This window comes from Bifidobacterium sp. LH_416 (assembly GCF_056357055.1).
In genome coordinates this window covers 61,030-77,057 of the sequence record NZ_JBKEVJ010000001.1, presented here as the reverse complement: position 1 = coordinate 77,057, position 16,028 = coordinate 61,030, and the positions used below count along the sequence as shown (strand labels likewise).

Below are 16,028 nucleotides of genomic sequence, written 5' to 3'. Positions count from 1 at the left end.
GGGAGTCGAACCCCTTTGCGACGCAGCCCGTTATGCTGCCGGTGGACCGCATCCGTCATGGATGCCTTCCCCTCGCGGAAGTGAAGGACGAGGGAAAGAAGGGAGGCCGGGCTTCGGCCCGGCCGGTCATGGGGCCGAATCCATGCGGGATGCGGCCCCATGTGGGTCACTTGGCGGAATGCGCCGCCTGACGGGAGGAGGAACGACGACGGAACGTGGCCACCGCGAGGCCGGCGCCGCCTGCGATGAGCAGGAGCGCGGCCGCGGCCACGGCCGGCAGGATGCCGGCGCCGGTGGACGCGAGGTTGGCGTTCACGCCGTTCCAGTCGTCCGTGTTGGAATCGACCTTCGTGTCCTCGCAACGGGTCTGGCCGTCGACGGTCACCTGCTTCAGGCCGGTGGATTCCGTGGAGCCGTCTGCCTTGCCGTCACCGGTCCCGTCCTCGCCCGTGGACTGGCCGCCGAACGGATTGGAATCCGTCACCGGGCAGGAGACGAGAGGGGTGCCGGTCACCTTGGCGCGATCCGTGTGGTTCGACTGGGTGAATCCGGTGAGCGTGCCCTCGACGTCCACATGGTCGCCGGGCTTCAGGATGAGAGTGTCCCAGTTGGCCGGGTACTTCAGGTTCGTGACGGTGCCGTCGCCGACGATGGTGTGGTCCTCGAGCTTCAGGTCGGAGGCCTTGAACCATGCGCCGTGGCCGGAATCGTCCTTGCTGGTGTTCGTGATCGTGAACACGATCACGTCACCGTCCTTCGCGCCCTTCAACGCGTCCTTGGAATCGTCGCGGTCGCCCTTCGGGAAGCCGCTCTTCTTGTCCCACTTCTCGAGCTTGATGCTCGGCGTGAGGTCCGGGGTGCGGGTCCACACGATGTTGGAGACCAGGTCCTTGCCGTTGTAATGCTCGGTGAACTGGTTCTCGTGGCGTTCGGTGACCTTCACGCGCTTCACCTGCAGGTAGGCGCGCCAACCCTGCTCATGGTCCACGTCCGCGGACACGAGCTCCAGATAGGCGTCGGTGGCGGTGATGGCCGTCTTGCCGGTCTTCGCGTCGAGGGAGGCGGTGAACAGGTCTCCGCCGAGCTTCGAGGAGTCGAAGCCGCTGCCGGCGATGCGTTCGCCCTTCTTGGCGACGACCTTGCCGTCACGGTACAGGTCGCGGGTGGCGTACACCGCCCACTGGCCGGTCAGCTGGTCATACGTCGGATCCAGCTGGTCGTCGATGCCCCAGTTCGCGACCTTCTGGTAGGCGCGGGATGCGGGGATGACGCTGGAATCCAGCTGGTAGAGGAACGTGGAGCCCAGATAGACGCTTTGGCCGTCGGCGCTCTCGCCGCCGACCTTCACGGTCACGTCCTTCTTCGGGTTGATCGGCTTCAACGGGTTGGACACCGTGTTGGTCTCCTTGCGCACGTTGTTGACGATCTGGGTGGCCGTGTTCTTCACCACGTAGCCGTCGGTGACCTTGGAGACGGTGTAGGGGATGGTCAGCGTGTATTCCTGGCCGAGCAGCTTCTGGTCGATGGACGGATCCTTCAACGGGTCGTAGTCCTTGTCGGTCCTCTCGCTGTAGGCCTTCAGATCATCGGGCTGAGGGTCGCCCTTCACGGTCTCGCCGGTGGCCGGGATCTCCGTGTCCACGGTCCTGGCGAACGCGTAGACCACGCCGTCCTTCAACTGGACGTTGAAGGCCTTGGTGTAGTCCTTGCCGTCAGCGCCGGTGATCTCCAGCTTCGTCGGGTCGACGGTCAGATACTCGTCGTCGTAGTCGTCGACCACGCCGAGCCTCCACACCTTGTAGGCGTTGTCCTTCTCCGTGGCGTCGATGGCCACACGGTAGTAGCCGGTGTCGCCCAGCAGCAGGGTCTTCCCGTCGATGCTGATCGTCGGATCGCCCTGTTCGGCGGACTGCGTGTCCTTCTTGGACGGCTTCCATGAAGGAGGCAGGTTGAACACCTCGTTCGACGGGGTCAGGCTGTTGTTCAGGGTCAGCACCCACTTGTTGCCGACCTTGTGGTCACCCGGCGCATCCTCGTTCACGATGCCCTCGAAACGGATCTGGACGCGTGGCTTGGAACCGGAGCGCCACTGCTTGATGAGCTCCTGATCGGTGACGGTCAACTGGAACAGGTGCTTGGAATCATCCCATTTGGTCGTGTACTTCGACTTCGGGACCACCTTGCCGCTGTTCATATCCATCATCTCCACGGTCTGCTTGTCCGGGGTGAGATACCGGTCGAACGTGTCGGTGAACGAGACGGACTTCACGATGTAGGCGAGATCGGCCGGCAGGCTCGGCTCCGTGGTCAGCTGGTATTCGACCTTCTGGCCCGGATACACGGTCTTGCCGTCCACGCTCTCCTGGCCGCCGCCCTGCGAGGATTCGGCGATCACATCCTTCTTCACCGGCGGCACGTAGCCGCAGATCTCGGGCTCGTTGGTCGGAACGGTCTGGCCGTTCACGCTCTCCGCGCCCTTGTTCGTCAATCCCTGGCCGGAATCGTCCTTCCCGTCGGTCGGGTTCGTGCAGAACGTGAGCTCGTCGCCCTCGGCCTTGCCGAAGTCCTTCCTGACCTGTTCCGCGCCCTTCCCGTTCGCGAAGTTCGCGACGAACGGGACGATCACGGTCAGCTGGATCGGGCCGCTCATGCCCTTCAGCTTGGCCAGATAGTCCTTCTTCGCCGAAGCGGTCACCACGGTGCCGTTCTCCGTGATGTCGAAGCTCGAGGTCACGTCCAGACCCTTGTTCGCGATATCGGCGACACTCGTCTTCGTCATATGCTTCACGGTCACGCCCTCCACGGTCTCCGTGGAATCCGCGGTGGCCGCCGCCGCATACACCTTGACATCGCCCTTCCGGTCGACCAGATAGTCGGCGTTCGTCCAATCATCCGTGATCGTCAGCGACTTCGGGGCCTCCTTCAGACCACCGTCGACGGTCGCGTTCACAGCGGAGCCCACGATATCCCCGTCGAGCAGCTTCGCGTTGTCCGCGCCCGTGGCGTTGGTCTCATCCGGGTCGATGACCGCCTGCCACTTGCCGTCGGACCATTTGATCCAGCTCTTGTCCGGGTTCGGCTTCCACGTCGGGAACTCGTGCGAGGCCACGTCGCCCGTGCCCTTGTCGTTCCAGAGGACGGACGGGGTGTCCTTCACCTTCGACGTCTCAGGGTTCGACACCGTGATCGTCAGATGGTATTCGAACGTGTGCTCGTCCGGCAGGCTCCCGCCGTTCCATGTGGCCGTGGCCACGTCATCCGGCGCCGCCTCGCCGTCCTTCGTGTTGAACGTGAACTGGCCGCTCACATCCTTGTTCCCATCGGTCGTGTCGATGACCTTCTGGCCGGTGACCGTGTACTTCATGCCGTTCGGGTCGATCGCGTCCCTGATCACCATCTTCGTGCCCAGACGGCCAGTGCCAGTGGAGATCACGGTCTCGTTCGACATGGAATCCGCGGACGTGCCCTTCTCGACGGTCTTCCCCGGTGCCGGAGGCGGCGTCTCCCCGTCCGGCTCGTACTGGTTCAACGCGATCACCACGATCGAACCCGTGGAAGCGTCGTTCACATAATCCGGGGCGTACGTGTCAGCGATCTTGTCCACGCTCCAACCCGGCTGGTCCTGGAACTCCTTATTCGTTGTGTAGGATGCCCCGTTGTTGGCGAAATGCACATTGTCCACGACCTGGTGCCAGTACTTCATCCACAGCTTGTGGGTCGCGCCGCCGATGCCGTTCCAGGTGCGCGTGTTGGCCGCGCCGACCACACCCACGCCGACCACGCGGCACTCGCCCTTGCCCTTCTGGTCAGGATGGGATTCGTCGAACCGGGCGAGGCAGTTCGTGTTCGCCTCGTCCGTGGCTTCCTGCATCACCTGCTCGGACTTGCCGCCCAGGTTGTACCAGTCCTTCTTCACCGCGGTCTCGGTGGAATGCCAGTCCGAAGCCGGGCCGAAACCGCCGTTGTTGTTGTCCGAATACTGCCAGGTGATATTGAACTTGCCATCGGCGGTCAAGCCGCCGCCACCGGCGTTGCCGCCGCCACCACCCGCATACGCGGTCGACGCGATCACGCCGCCCGAGGCGAGCGTCGCCACGGCAGCCAAAGCGGCCAGCGTGCGACGCGCCCCATGCCTTTTCATGTTTGCGGCGGCCAGCGGTTCATGACTCCGCGGCCCCGCAGCACCATTGTTGAACCCCATAGGTTCCTCCTGGTTGTTGATCAACAGGACGGGCCTCTCCCGCCCCTCATGCATGGACCGCCGAAACCGGGATTCCACGAACCCCTCGTATGGCAATCCACCAACCCCACCCGGAGGAAGGCCAATGGAAGGCCGATAACGGCATAAACGCCTGAAAACGGAGGAATCCCACACCCGTCACGGGCATGGGATTCAAGGAGAAAAACAAGAAGGGGAGGCACAGGGGTGGCGAGACTGCAGATACGCAAAAGGCCCCGCACCGGGAAACCGGTACGAGGCCAATGCTTGTTGGAAGAAAGAAGGACTGCTGTCAGTAGCAGCCGTCGGAATGCCATTTCTCGGCGGGGCACTCGGCTGGGCAGTTGTTTCCGCAGCCCTGTGCGGATCCGTGGTAGTTGGAATCAGCGTCGGGGAATCCACCAATCGAGCTCCCGCCGGAGGAACTGGAACCGCCGCCCGTGTAGCGGTTGGACGTGGATCCGGAGTAACGGTTCGAGGAACCCGAATACGAGTACCTGGACGAGGAGGAGGCCGAGGAACGCGACGCCTGCGCCTGCTGCGCGGCCTGGGCGGCAGCGGCCTCGGCGGCGGCCTTCGCGTCCGCGTCCGCCTTCGCCTGGATGGAATCGTTCACCGTTTTCATCGCGTCCTCCAGACTCTTGCGCGCCGCATCCAGCTTCGCCGGATCGTTGCCGTCCCTCAGCTTGTCCGCCGCGTCGATCGCCTTGGTGAGCGCGTCTCGGACCGCGTTATCCTGCACCTTGCCGTCCGAATCCGCGAGCAGCTTCGACGCCTCGTCCAGTTTGGACTTCAGATTGGCTTTCGCCGTGTCCAGGGTCTTCGCCGCCTTCGACTCGGTGACGGCCTTCACCGCCTTGGACAGGCTCCGCTCATGGGCCGTGTACCATGCGGCCTGATCATCCAGGGTTTCGGCCGCCTCGTCCAACCCGGCCTTGTCGTCGGCCACGCAACCCTCGTATCCGGGCGCGGTCTCCTTCAACGCGGCCTCCAAGGCCTTGATGGTGTTCGCGTCCTTCACCTGGTCGGCCTTGATGTTCGACGCGTCGGCCGCGTCGCCGTTCAGCAGGGTGCTGTACGCGTTCGCGGACTCCCTGACCTTCTCCGAGGCTTCGGCGCACGCCGTCTTCGCCACATCCAATTCATGGTTAGACCAGGCACGGTAGCCGACGACGCCGGCCGCTATCAGAACCACCGCGCAGCCTCCCGCAATCGCCGGAACCAGCCACTTCGGACGGGGCTTCTTCACCGGGGTTTCATCGGATTCATCCCCGGACGAGGACGGAACCACGGGAGGAACCGGTCCACCCGCATTCCCGTCGGAGGACGGTGCGGGATGATCTGGGGACTCCTGGGGCCATGACACCCCGTTCTCGAACAAATCGTCCATAATGCTCTCTCCTTTCGAAAAATCAAATAATCCCATGAAAACACGGGACGAGTACGGGGTGACCCCATCGAGGGATCATCGTCCGGATGAAGCCTCCGCATCGCGGACCGCCCCGCGCGCGGCCTCCAACGCGACGCGCGCGTCATGCTCGTACGGCTTCCGCACCCGTTCAGGCAGATCCGGGAACGACACATGGAATGCGTCCCCCATCGTGGAATGCATGCAATCCTCATACAAGGCCCGCGCCGCGGCCTCGATCTCATGGTCGGTGGGCGACGCCAGACGTCCCTCCGCATACGCCTTACGGCTCAGCATCGCCGTCTGCACGCGCGTCAACGGGACGATCAGCCTCTCCGACTCGACCGGATACCGTTCATCCAACTCGTCATCCAAAACACCCATAGGAACAATCCATCCTTTCCGAGACGAAGCCCGGCCGGTCGGGATCATCCGCCCCGACCGCTCCATATCGCTCCGACGAATACAACACCCTTCACCAACCCGATAACGGGGGATGAGGTAAAGGAAAGACATGAAACGGGGCCGGCATCGAAACCGGCCCCGTTGTCTCGAGGAGATTCCTGCTACTCCCGCGGCGTATGTCCGCTCGTGTTGCCGTTCCCGTCGTAGATGAGCGGGTATGCGGTCGTGTACGGCATGTAGATGCCACGGCGATCGCGCTGTCACCGCTCGTGTACGCGTGCTGGCTGAAATCCACGGTGAACGTGGACGGTTCCACGGCGCCGGCGACGACCGCGCCCATCGAGTCGCTGTTCCCGTTCGGCCCATACGTGCCGTTGCCGCCGGCCAACGTCACTTTGACGGTGTCCCAGCCGGTGTTCGTTCGGGCGTAGGCGCGGGTCTTGTCGCCAAGCCAACCCAGTTGGGTGAGTGGCTTGTCGGATTCGATGACGGTCTGCTCATAGGCTCCGTCATTCCAACCGCTCATGGTTTCCGCATCCCCGAACGCCATGCGGAAGTCTTTCAACGTGTTCACCATGCTCCCGCTCATGTCCGGGATGGGCGTGATGTTCGCGAACGTGACGGTCGCGTTCCGATCCGCCTTCTCGCTTTTCGTCTGACGGAATCCCAACGCCGTATTCCCCGTGAGCTTGTATGCGGGGATGAGCTTCGAATAGCGGGCAAGCGTGCCCGTGCTGTAGTCGTTGACGAACAGCGACGAATTCGCCGAATGCGAGAGCGTGACGTCCGCGTCGATACGCCCGCCGTCCATCGTGATCGACACGGGGGTGGTCCCGTCCTTCAACGGGAGGTTCGACCAGTCGATCCAGCAGAAATCCGTGGCGTACGGGCCGGTCGCGTTCTCACCCGATTTGACGCAGGGGAGCGTGATCCGGGTGGCGGCGGCAGGGCGTGCGACCGCATGCGAGACCGGCATGGCCGTGCCGGGGGATGCGCAGCCCGCCAGCAGCGTCGTCAGAAGCGTGACGACGGACATGATTGGCGTGATCCTACGGATGCTCCGGGGGGGGGGTGATGGTTTTCATGGTTTTTTCCTTTCTATTCGGCTGGTTGCGGCGTGCTGCCGCCGGTGCTCCCGTTGCCGTCGTAGGTCAACGGGTAGGCCTTCTCGAAACTGATGTCGTCCAGAAGGTTGCCGGTGTCCTTGTTGTAGCTGGTGACGTTTTCGAACGTGAACACGGTCACGTCCGAGGTGGCGACGTACGTGCCCTCGTAGGTCGCCCACTGGCCGGAATGGTTCCGGTTCGTGATCCCGTCCGTGTTGGTCGCGTGCGTGGCGATCGTGGTGGAGGATTCCCCCGCCTTGTCGCCGGCCTTGTTCGACGTGACACGCGTCATGGCGACGGGTTCGGTCTTGCCTTCGGGGCCGATGAGCACGCGCATGGAATCCAGGTATGCGGCGGATTGGCTCGCATGCTTCAACCGGACCCGGTAGGCGACTCCCGGCGTGGTGGCGATCTTCTGGTAGATGGCGGTGCCGGCCTGGCTGGCCGCCAGTTCCGCGTACTGGTTGCCGTCCAGATCCAATTGGAGTTCGACCACGCCCGCACGGTGGGGGATATCGTTCGGATCATCGGTCTGTGAACTGGTCCACGCGAATCTCGTCCTGTCGAATCCGGGGATGGTCTTCCATGTCTGCCTGCCGACGGTGGAGGGGTAGGCGAGACGCTGTCCGGCCGCGGGGTCGATGAACGTGAAATCGGTGGGGTCGCCGGTGACGTTCGGCCGTGACATTATCTGCGAGGCCGGGTATTCGAAATCCCCGTTGACCAGATGGTCGGGATAGGATTCCGCCGCGATGGCGGTGGCCGGAGCGGCGGAATCCTGCATCCCGCCTGCGGATGTGGAACCCGCGCATGCCGTCAACGGCACAAGCAGGCCGACCGTCGCACCCAGGGTCACGATCCTACGGATTATTTTTCGGGGGGGGGTCATGGCTTTTTCCTTTCTTGATTCCAGAGTCCAAGGAATCAGGGTGAATGATGGATTCCTCCGGAATCACCTTGAGGGAAGTGGAAAACGAGCCGATATGCGAGAGACCCGATCCCGGGCGGAAAAACGGGGATCGGGTCTCGGCTATGGTCATGCGGCGGGGAAGGATGCGCGGGATTGCGGGGAATCATCGCCGCCGCCACTCGATGATGATGAGCACGTCGAGAATCGCGGCCATCGTCAGGTTCACGACCTGCAGCATGCTCACCGGCCCGCCCCACGGCTCACGGAACGCGAGACATCCCACGCCGACCTGCAGCGCGAACATGACGAGCATCAGCCAGGTGATGAGACGGGCGAGCTCGTTGGTCCGGCATTCGTCGGCCTCCAGCCGGCGGCAGCAGGCGGCGACGCCGATCAGATAGCAGATGATCTCGAGCACGTCCAAAAGATTCACGATGATCTCCTTTCGCATGGACCCGAGGACGGTTTCCCTACCCATTGCCGGGGCCGGGAACATCAGTGGAGGAATGACGGCATTCATAGCACAAGCCGTCGGCGGCCTTGCGGGAGCGTGTGCGCCCGCAGTTGCGGCACTTCGGCATGCTCTCCCAATGCAGGCAGTGGCCGCATAGCCTGCCGCCCTTCCTGGCCGCGTATTTGCCGCACCGTTCGCACAGGTTCATGCTCCGAAGCCGTTCCAGACGTTTCAACTGCGCGCGTTGAGGGGCGCCGCTTCGACAATACTCGACATACCGTCGCAGCTCATGTCCAAGGAGCTCACCCATGCGCGCCTCCCTCCTCCCACGAATCCAATTGGACGGTGAGCCAGTCGCGCAGGCCCCTCACCGATTCCTCATCCAACCCCGTGGCCGCCACCGGATTACCTGACGGATCCACCAGACGCTCCTGCAGATCCAGGCTTCCCACGGCGGACACGTAGCACGCCACACGGCCCTCGGCGTCACGCATCACCCTGCACGACAGCACCCCTCCGGGCAGTCCGGGCGAATCCACGATCACGGCATGGCCATCCACGTTCCTGACAGTCAACGGCCATCCTCCCCGCGATCGCCGGAAACCGATGCGATGGCATCGAGATGCTCCTCCATCATCCGGAAGGCGTCCGCCATGCCCTCGTAGCGGGCCGCGGTCACATGCATATGCTCGGCGCGAGCGTCGGCGAGCCTGCGTTCCGCGAGTCCAGCGGCCGACGTGAGCCATTCCCTCAGGCCAATCTCATCGACGGTCACCGGGCATCACCCTCACGGCGGTCGGCGAACAAGCCCCACAGGAAAGCATGGGAGCCGTCACGCCCGTCGACGGCCTGCGGCTTGGACCCGGCCGATGGATGGACCACGGGCCTTGACATGATGCGAGCCATCGCCTCGTCATCGAAAAAACCATTCACGGCCTGGTCCGAAACGTCAACGATACGGGCATGGGGCCTGGCCGCGTTCTTCCTTCCTGCGCTCATTCCAACCTCCCGGAAACGGCAGATGAATCCAATATCAGACCCGTCACCCGAAGCCGGGCCGATAAGAGAGGAACACCGAAAACCCGAAAGGAAGGGGAGGAGGACGTCAACGGAGTCCAGTGAGCAACGACTCCTCGATATTGGATATGCTCCTGGCGAGACGGTCCATATCCGCGGCCGTGGCCGAACCGTCGCCGAGCATGGTTTCGCCATCGGCAACGAGGTCCTTCAACCGTTGCCGCACGTAGGGGACCTTGAGTTCAGAACCGTCGGTGCTTTCCAATGTCTCCTCGGCCCGCTTCACCGCCGAGGAGAGACGGCCCCTGGCCAGGGTGAGATCATCGGCCTTGGAATCCTTCGATATCCGCGTGGACAGGGTCTCCAACCGGCCGCCCCTCGCCTTGAGATCCTTCGTGGCGTCCCTCAACGATGCGGTCACGGATTCCAGTTCACCGCGCCCCATGCCCGCATCGCAGGATCCCGCATCGGACGGGTCGGACGAAAGGGAACGCAGACGGCCGGCCATCATGGGAGAGGATTCCTCCAACGACTCCATGTCCACGTCGGACAGCACCCGTTCGACGGTGCGACGGAACAGCCTTTCCTCATTCGCGTACGATTCCGCGGCCGAACGGCAGGACGTGTAGGCCCTGCCGCGGGAATCCTCGGCATCCCGGTGCAATGCGAGCATGCCGAGCCCGAGCGTCAGCGAAACCGCGGACAAGCCCATCAACACGGCGACGGACCCCTTCAACCCATGCGGCGTATGCTTCACGAGCCATGATCCGGCCTTCAGGACGCTGCCCCGCCATCCATCATTCCCGGAACCCATGCCGTCGCCGGCATAATCGAAATCCTCCCACGCCCGGCGCATGTCACAACCCCAACGGCAGCACGGCAGTCAACGCCTTGCGCTGCTGGCCCGTCAGACCATTCAACGTCAGATGGTATTTGCCGGTCTCCATCCTCAACCCCCGCTCCAACTCGTCCAACTGGGCTCGATCGCGGGCGAACAGGGTTATATACCCCTGATGATCGGTATCAGGCCAGTTCGCATCCTGCTCCGCCTCGCGCTGCGCCTGCTCGCGACGCTCCCTGCGCTCATCCCTCGTCAAACGCTTCTGGTCGGCGAGACGGTTGCGCTGCATCATGCTCGACTGCTTGCTCGCGAGATCCTTCTCGCTTTTCTCCATCGACAACGGCCTCCAGATATGAGTCAACGCGATCATCCGATCGCCCTGCAGGATGTCACGCGTCCAGCCGGCGGGCACCGGCCGGTCCGGCCACTGCGTCACCCACCAGGAGCGCGCCACGCACGACTCCAACGTCACATAGTCGCCGTCCGCGCTCTCCTCGCAATACGACAACGTGGGTTCGCCCCGACGCACGGGACGACGCGACGCCGCATGCGCCGGATCGGAAACGCTGCGTATCATGTCGCGCAGCTCATCCACGTTGCACCAGCGGATCGAACCATGCTGACCACCGCACTCCACCAGCGCGGGAGCCACCACGTTCCGTACAAGATCCCCCAGCATGACGCCCACACGGTTGCGTTCGGTCAACCTGTCCATGTTCCTCGAACGGCCGGAAAGCCTGTCCACGTTCACGCTCACGCACACCCAGCTCACATTGGCCAACGGGGTGGCTATCTCGGGCATGGACCACAATTCGGCCAGATCGCCCCTCGCCCAATCGGGAAGACGCGGATCGTCGAGATCGGGAGGAGCCGGCGCGGAGGTCGGCATCAGCAGACTCGTCTCCTTCAACTCGACCACACCCGGCGTGGAGGCCAGCGTCATCGTCAGATCGTTCAACGCCATCGCCCGATCACGCTTCCGGCCGTTCGTGCTCAACGTCCACTCCTCGACCTTCAACGACAGCACCGCCGTGGCCTGCCGCTTGTCCGGATCATACAGATAGCAGGCTCCGCCCCACGGCGTGCCAACCACATCCACGGACTCGCCCTCCACGACCTGCGCGCGATCCTCGACACGACCCCACACGCCGAGCACGCCGACCGTGCGTCCCGGATCCAAAGGAGCGGCGCTCCACACATACGAGCCGTCACGCAGCCGACGCCGCCAGGCGAACCACACATACGTCCATGCGAGCAGGCTCAACCCCTGGAAACGCAGCAGGCCGTACGCCATGACCAGCGATCCGGCCAACATGACCGGAAGATTGAAACCCGAAGCGCCACCCAGCACCAGCATCACAAGCCCAAGCACGCCGACCGCAAGCTGCGGCCACGTCCAACCGAACAACACATTCGTGGCGCTCAACCGGCTGAACGCCGCCACAGGCACCTTCACGCCGCCATCACCGGAACCCGAAACCATAACACCCCTCACAGCAAAGGAACGGAAAACAACAACAGGGAACAGGGACTGACGATGAGGGAATACCGCAAGCCAATCCCTGACATACACCCACGGGACACGCGAATAACACGGGCGGCGCTCACGCCAGCACAGGCCCCTGTCGGGGAGCATCGTCACCGGCATCCATGCCGGTACGGCCATCCTCACCGGGCAATCCAGGCGAACCCTGACCGCCGTCGCCGCCGGTGCCTCCGGCACCTCCAGTACCATCCAAACCGTCACGCCCGTTGCGGCCACGCGAACCGTCGCCCCCGTCACCTCCGGAAGCAGACGGGGAAGGCGGATAGGCGGGGGAGGAAGCCGGTGAGGGAGCGTCCCGCGCATCCTGCGAACCCTGACGAGAGGAATCCTCGGCCGGGGAAACGACCCCGGCATCCGAACCGCGATCACCTGGAGAGGAGGAAGAACGGTCTTCCGCATCATCACCGTCACGCCCGTCGCCGCCGTTCATCATGTCGGCGAACTTCGCGCCGGCCATGCCCGGTTGGCCGGCCAACATATGCAACACGCCCTGGCCGCCCGGACCCATCTGCATTCCACCGTTGCCGACGAACCCGGAGCCCATCGTCGCGGCCTTGGTGACCACATCCTTGGTGACGTTCACGGCCGTCGTTATCGCGTTCCTGCCCGCCTGGCTGGCTGCCTGCTGCATGCCCAGGCTCCGGTCGTCGCCGATGAAATGGACGACCGGCATGATCAGCTTCGGCGAATAGCACGCCATGAAAATGCACGCGATGCCCACGAACAGGTCCGAAAAACTCCCGTCCTCAAGCGAGGACGTGGTCTGCCTGGTCATCAACGCGGAACCCACCACGATCACCAGCGCGGCCAACGGCTTCGCGAGCAGGACCCCCGCCACCGCGGACAGCCAACGACGCATAGTGGAACGGGTGGATTTCCATCCGGCCATCATCACCGGCACCGGCGCGACGGCCGCCAGAAGGATCAGACACAGGGAGCGGGCGGCCAGAATGCAGCACAGAAGGAGCACGCCCACGAACAGGACGAGATACACGAGAAGCATCAGGAACGTGCCCAGCACATTCGCCTGGTTGAGAATCTTCTTGAAGAAAGCGGACGCGATGTCCGCCGCACCCCGTTCGGAATTATCAACGGCGCCCACCAGCAGCATCTTCGCCGTCACCAGACTCAGCACACCCTCCACCGAGATCATCACGCTCACGCACACCGCGGTCAACGGCCATGCGAGCACGCTCATCGCGAACGCCTTCAACGCGTCCGCCACATTGGCCTTCACGCTCGCATGCACGGCACCGGCCACGCACACCGCCATGTTCACGAACCCCATGATCCAACCGACACGGTTCGCCGCCGTGATCGCCACATTCCACTCCGAGATGCTGACACCGGCCGCGTTCCCCGTGAACGCTCCGACGAACATGGACTGCAGGGACACGCTCATAGGATCCAACATCCACGGAATCAGCTTGTCCAGCACCGCCTCGACTATCTCACCCAACTCAAAGACTCCCCACACACGAGAATTCCGGAAAAAGAAAGAAAGGCCGCCGCCGCACGAACACGACGACGGCCCGCACCCGCCGCACTGATGGAAACATGTGCGACGACGACGGAAAATCAGAACATCGCCTGAGTGGCGAAGAACTTCACAATAGCCATAGACGAGCCGAGCAGCATCGTACCCAATGCGATCCACACGAACACAAGACCCGAATACTGCTGCATCGTGCTGTTCCCCACCGCCTTCGATATAAGCCAGGCGACCGCGCTGATGATCCAGGCGCCAACCGCGGCATACAGGCCCACGGCCCACAGGCCGCCCACGATGTTCCGCACCAGTTCGAGGAACGGGAAGAAATCATAGTTCGGAGCCACGTTGAATTCGGACAGGTCGCCATCTTCCAGGGCAAGGATGAGACCGTCAGAGATGATTGGGTGAATTGACATATCGCCCTCCTTTCACCCTCACAACACCCAAGTAGAAGACGCTCCGACACCGATAACGCCTGCGCTGCCACCCGTGAGCAGCGAATACAAGCCCTGCAGCCCGTTGCCGATCTTCTCAAGCACATTGCCGTTCCCATCGCCGCCCGACAGGAAGTCCCATACCTTCCCGCCAGCCTCCAATGATCTAGAGATCGCGCCGGCAGTCGCCTCTCCGATCCTGTCCGCGATATCCTTGCCCAGCTGGGAGACCACGTCCGACAGGTCGTCGCTCCTCGACTCCGACTTCGAATCCACGCCGGACCAGTCGGGGGAATCGGACTCATGCTGATAGGCATTCGACTGCAACCCCTGCGAGCCAAAAGACAGATACGACCAAGACAGGCCCGAAGTCGCCGCCCCTATCGTCATCGGGATCAACACGGCGCACAACAGACGCTTCCACGAGAACGCGCGCTCCATCATATTGTTCGTGATCAGACCAGGCAGCAGCGTCAACACCCCAAGAATCACCATGCCCACCGCCAGATACAGGCACACCGCGAGCACGCCGCCCACAAGATCACGGACCCCCTGGACATCCCAGGACGGATCAGGCACCAGCCCCTTCAACCGTTCATCAGCCAGAACAACCACGGCTCCGAATCCCATCGGATCCTCCATCCATTCGACCATCGACTTCACGACATGTCACACGCACTCAAGCGCGAACGGCACTGATAACGGCGCAACCCCGCACCGGCGCGATCCCGGCGAAGCACGCGGCAACGACCGGCGTGCCGGAAAAACGGAACGCCCGCCACCCCGGAAACCACGGGAATGACGGGCGCCACCGACAGAGAGGAGCGGAGCGATGTATGCAGAGAGAGTATTGAGACCCCGTTCCAACCCCTCCACCCGAACCGTGCCTGATAACGACACGCAGAATAATCAGGAAGACTATCATCACCGATAACGGCAATAGGCAAGGACTGATACATGGCTGGAAAACGAGCAAGAAAACCCAAACGCCGCAATCCCAACGGGCGGAAGAATCATGCGGCGAAAAAACCCTCAATCGAAGAACCCATCATAAGGGAACTTAAAAAAATCGAAAACAACAGGAATGAGCAGTCTCTGCCAGCGAAGAGTAACAGCAACGCTGACGACCTGGAGAAGGAATCGCTCAAGATAGACAAGGCCGCGCTGGTTGTTTCAATCGTGGCGCTGATAGTCGCAGGGATTGCCTTTGCCATGCAGATATACCAATGGCGGAACGAAGGCTCGGTGTACAGGATTCATCCGCTATACGATGCATCCGCGATCTCCACATTCGACGGGAGTCATAAGATCTACGCCCAACAACGCCAAGCGATCATAGTGACGAACACCGGCAGAACACAGGGAACGATTATCGACATCAAACGGGAAGCCGACAACGACACCGAAATGATGGCCTGCATCCCCGACATGGACGAGGACGGCTCATTCAAAGCCGCAGACACCAAGAAAGCGGTCGAACTACTGAAAAACCGGCAGATAACCCTTCAGCCGGGAGAATCACGACTGGTGCTCTTCACCGAAAAAGCCAGCAAAAACACCAGTGCCAAGAACCCGACCACATTGCTGAACGCCGGAGACTTGGAGGAATCAAAGTATGTGCTTCTTGAAGCGGATGGCACACGGCATGAGTTCTCGATGACGGACAAGGATGTCCTCGATGAAACAGCGAAGAAACATTACGAATCACTCCCGGGATTCTCCCAAGCCGAGTTGCAATGCGTCCAAATAGCCCAACGAGGCTAGCATCGCTCTTTCGCATCATAGACATGCCCGGCCAGATATATCTGAAGGACATCGCTCATGTCAACACGGGACTTACGCCACATCCACCAGGCGCAAGCATCCAAAACCATCGCCACCAAGCACAAGATGAGCGACGGCAGCAGTCCAAAGGCGGCGAGGAACAGGATCGGCAGCACTTGGATGACGACGCACGACCAGATTAGGAACATCATGAACATCCAGAACGCTTCAATGATGAGCCGGTTGTCGCGGCGGGCCATCCAATAAGAATCATCGGAGTTTTCCACCTCGGGGTCGAACGACGGGCCGGCAAGGAACTCCCGCCACAGGGACGGAACCACAGGACGAGAGGAGACAGCGGAATCAATGGGGGAGGCGGAACCCGATCGGGTCTCGGAATCGGTGGTGGACATGATCGGCATACCTTTCGTA

General features: G+C 62.5%; 17 protein-coding genes. 2 read left to right on the top strand and 15 right to left on the bottom strand.

The genetic code is table 11. The features are described 5' to 3' along the window. Positions 1–166 precede the first annotated feature (166 nt). Positions 167–3,703 (bottom strand): LPXTG cell wall anchor domain-containing protein, encoded by a 3,537-nt coding sequence (locus AC1AY0_RS00350; RefSeq protein ID WP_476525433.1) that lies wholly within the window; start codon positions 3,701–3,703, stop codon positions 167–169. On the opposite strand from AC1AY0_RS00350, the gene AC1AY0_RS00345 reads away from it, so the two are divergent. Continuing rightward, the gene (locus AC1AY0_RS00345; protein ID WP_476525432.1) at positions 3,675–4,166 is read left to right on the top strand and encodes a hypothetical protein; all 492 of its coding nucleotides are present in this window, start codon (positions 3,675–3,677) and stop codon (positions 4,164–4,166) included. The genes AC1AY0_RS00350 and AC1AY0_RS00345 overlap by 29 nt on opposite strands. Positions 4,167–4,511: 345 nt before the next feature. Here the strand turns inward: AC1AY0_RS00345 and AC1AY0_RS00340 are convergent, their stop codons facing one another. The 13 genes from AC1AY0_RS00340 to AC1AY0_RS00280 form a co-directional block, all read right to left on the bottom strand. Beyond that, complete coding sequence (locus tag AC1AY0_RS00340) at positions 4,512–5,609, bottom strand: colicin transporter (protein WP_476525430.1); 1,098 nt, start codon at positions 5,607–5,609, stop codon at positions 4,512–4,514. 75 nt (positions 5,610–5,684) lie between these two features. Continuing rightward, positions 5,685–6,011 (bottom strand): hypothetical protein, encoded by a 327-nt coding sequence (locus AC1AY0_RS00335; protein WP_476525428.1) that lies wholly within the window; start codon positions 6,009–6,011, stop codon positions 5,685–5,687. 91 nt (positions 6,012–6,102) lie between these two features. Continuing rightward, positions 6,103–7,068, bottom strand: a complete 966-nt coding sequence (locus AC1AY0_RS00330) for a hypothetical protein (RefSeq protein ID WP_476525427.1) — start codon at positions 7,066–7,068, stop codon at positions 6,103–6,105. Positions 7,069–7,130: 62 nt separating this feature from the next. Beyond that, entirely contained in the window at positions 7,131–8,027 is an 897-nt protein-coding gene (locus AC1AY0_RS00325; RefSeq protein ID WP_476525425.1) for a hypothetical protein, read from the bottom strand. Positions 8,028–8,211: 184 nt separating this feature from the next. Then, the gene (locus tag AC1AY0_RS00320) at positions 8,212–8,481 is read right to left on the bottom strand and encodes a hypothetical protein (RefSeq protein WP_476525423.1); all 270 of its coding nucleotides are present in this window, start codon (positions 8,479–8,481) and stop codon (positions 8,212–8,214) included. A gap of 323 nt (positions 8,482–8,804) precedes the next feature. Beyond that, complete coding sequence (locus AC1AY0_RS00315) at positions 8,805–8,954, bottom strand: hypothetical protein (protein WP_476525421.1); 150 nt, start codon at positions 8,952–8,954, stop codon at positions 8,805–8,807. 119 nt (positions 8,955–9,073) lie between these two features. Continuing rightward, entirely contained in the window at positions 9,074–9,277 is a 204-nt protein-coding gene (locus tag AC1AY0_RS00310) for a hypothetical protein (RefSeq protein ID WP_476525420.1), read from the bottom strand. After that, complete coding sequence (locus AC1AY0_RS00305; RefSeq protein WP_476525419.1) at positions 9,274–9,501, bottom strand: hypothetical protein; 228 nt, start codon at positions 9,499–9,501, stop codon at positions 9,274–9,276. Before AC1AY0_RS00305 ends, AC1AY0_RS00310 begins: the two co-directional genes overlap by 4 nt. Before the next feature lie 106 nt (positions 9,502–9,607). Then, a complete protein-coding gene (locus AC1AY0_RS00300) occupies positions 9,608–10,375 on the bottom strand; it encodes a hypothetical protein (protein ID WP_476525417.1) in 768 nt (255 codons plus the stop codon). Position 10,376: 1 nt separating this feature from the next. Continuing rightward, positions 10,377–12,026 (bottom strand): SCO6880 family protein, encoded by a 1,650-nt coding sequence (locus tag AC1AY0_RS00295; protein ID WP_476525415.1) that lies wholly within the window; start codon positions 12,024–12,026, stop codon positions 10,377–10,379. Beyond that, complete coding sequence (locus tag AC1AY0_RS00290) at positions 11,965–13,365, bottom strand: type IV secretion system protein (RefSeq protein ID WP_476525413.1); 1,401 nt, start codon at positions 13,363–13,365, stop codon at positions 11,965–11,967. Before AC1AY0_RS00290 ends, AC1AY0_RS00295 begins: the two co-directional genes overlap by 62 nt. Before the next feature lie 119 nt (positions 13,366–13,484). Then, positions 13,485–13,814 carry a DUF6112 family protein gene (locus AC1AY0_RS00285; RefSeq protein WP_476525411.1) on the bottom strand — a complete coding sequence of 110 codons (330 nt, stop codon included), beginning with the start codon at positions 13,812–13,814 and terminating at the stop codon, positions 13,485–13,487. Between the two features lie 18 nt (positions 13,815–13,832). Then, entirely contained in the window at positions 13,833–14,486 is a 654-nt protein-coding gene (locus tag AC1AY0_RS00280) for a hypothetical protein (RefSeq protein WP_476525409.1), read from the bottom strand. A gap of 303 nt (positions 14,487–14,789) precedes the next feature. On the opposite strand from AC1AY0_RS00280, the gene AC1AY0_RS00275 reads away from it, so the two are divergent. Continuing rightward, the gene (locus AC1AY0_RS00275) at positions 14,790–15,596 is read left to right on the top strand and encodes a hypothetical protein (protein ID WP_476525407.1); all 807 of its coding nucleotides are present in this window, start codon (positions 14,790–14,792) and stop codon (positions 15,594–15,596) included. Here AC1AY0_RS00275 and AC1AY0_RS00270 read toward each other — a convergent pair. Next, the gene (locus tag AC1AY0_RS00270; protein WP_476525406.1) at positions 15,593–16,009 is read right to left on the bottom strand and encodes a hypothetical protein; all 417 of its coding nucleotides are present in this window, start codon (positions 16,007–16,009) and stop codon (positions 15,593–15,595) included. The two genes, AC1AY0_RS00275 and AC1AY0_RS00270, sit on opposite strands and share 4 nt — an antisense overlap. Positions 16,010–16,028: the final 19 nt, after the last annotated feature.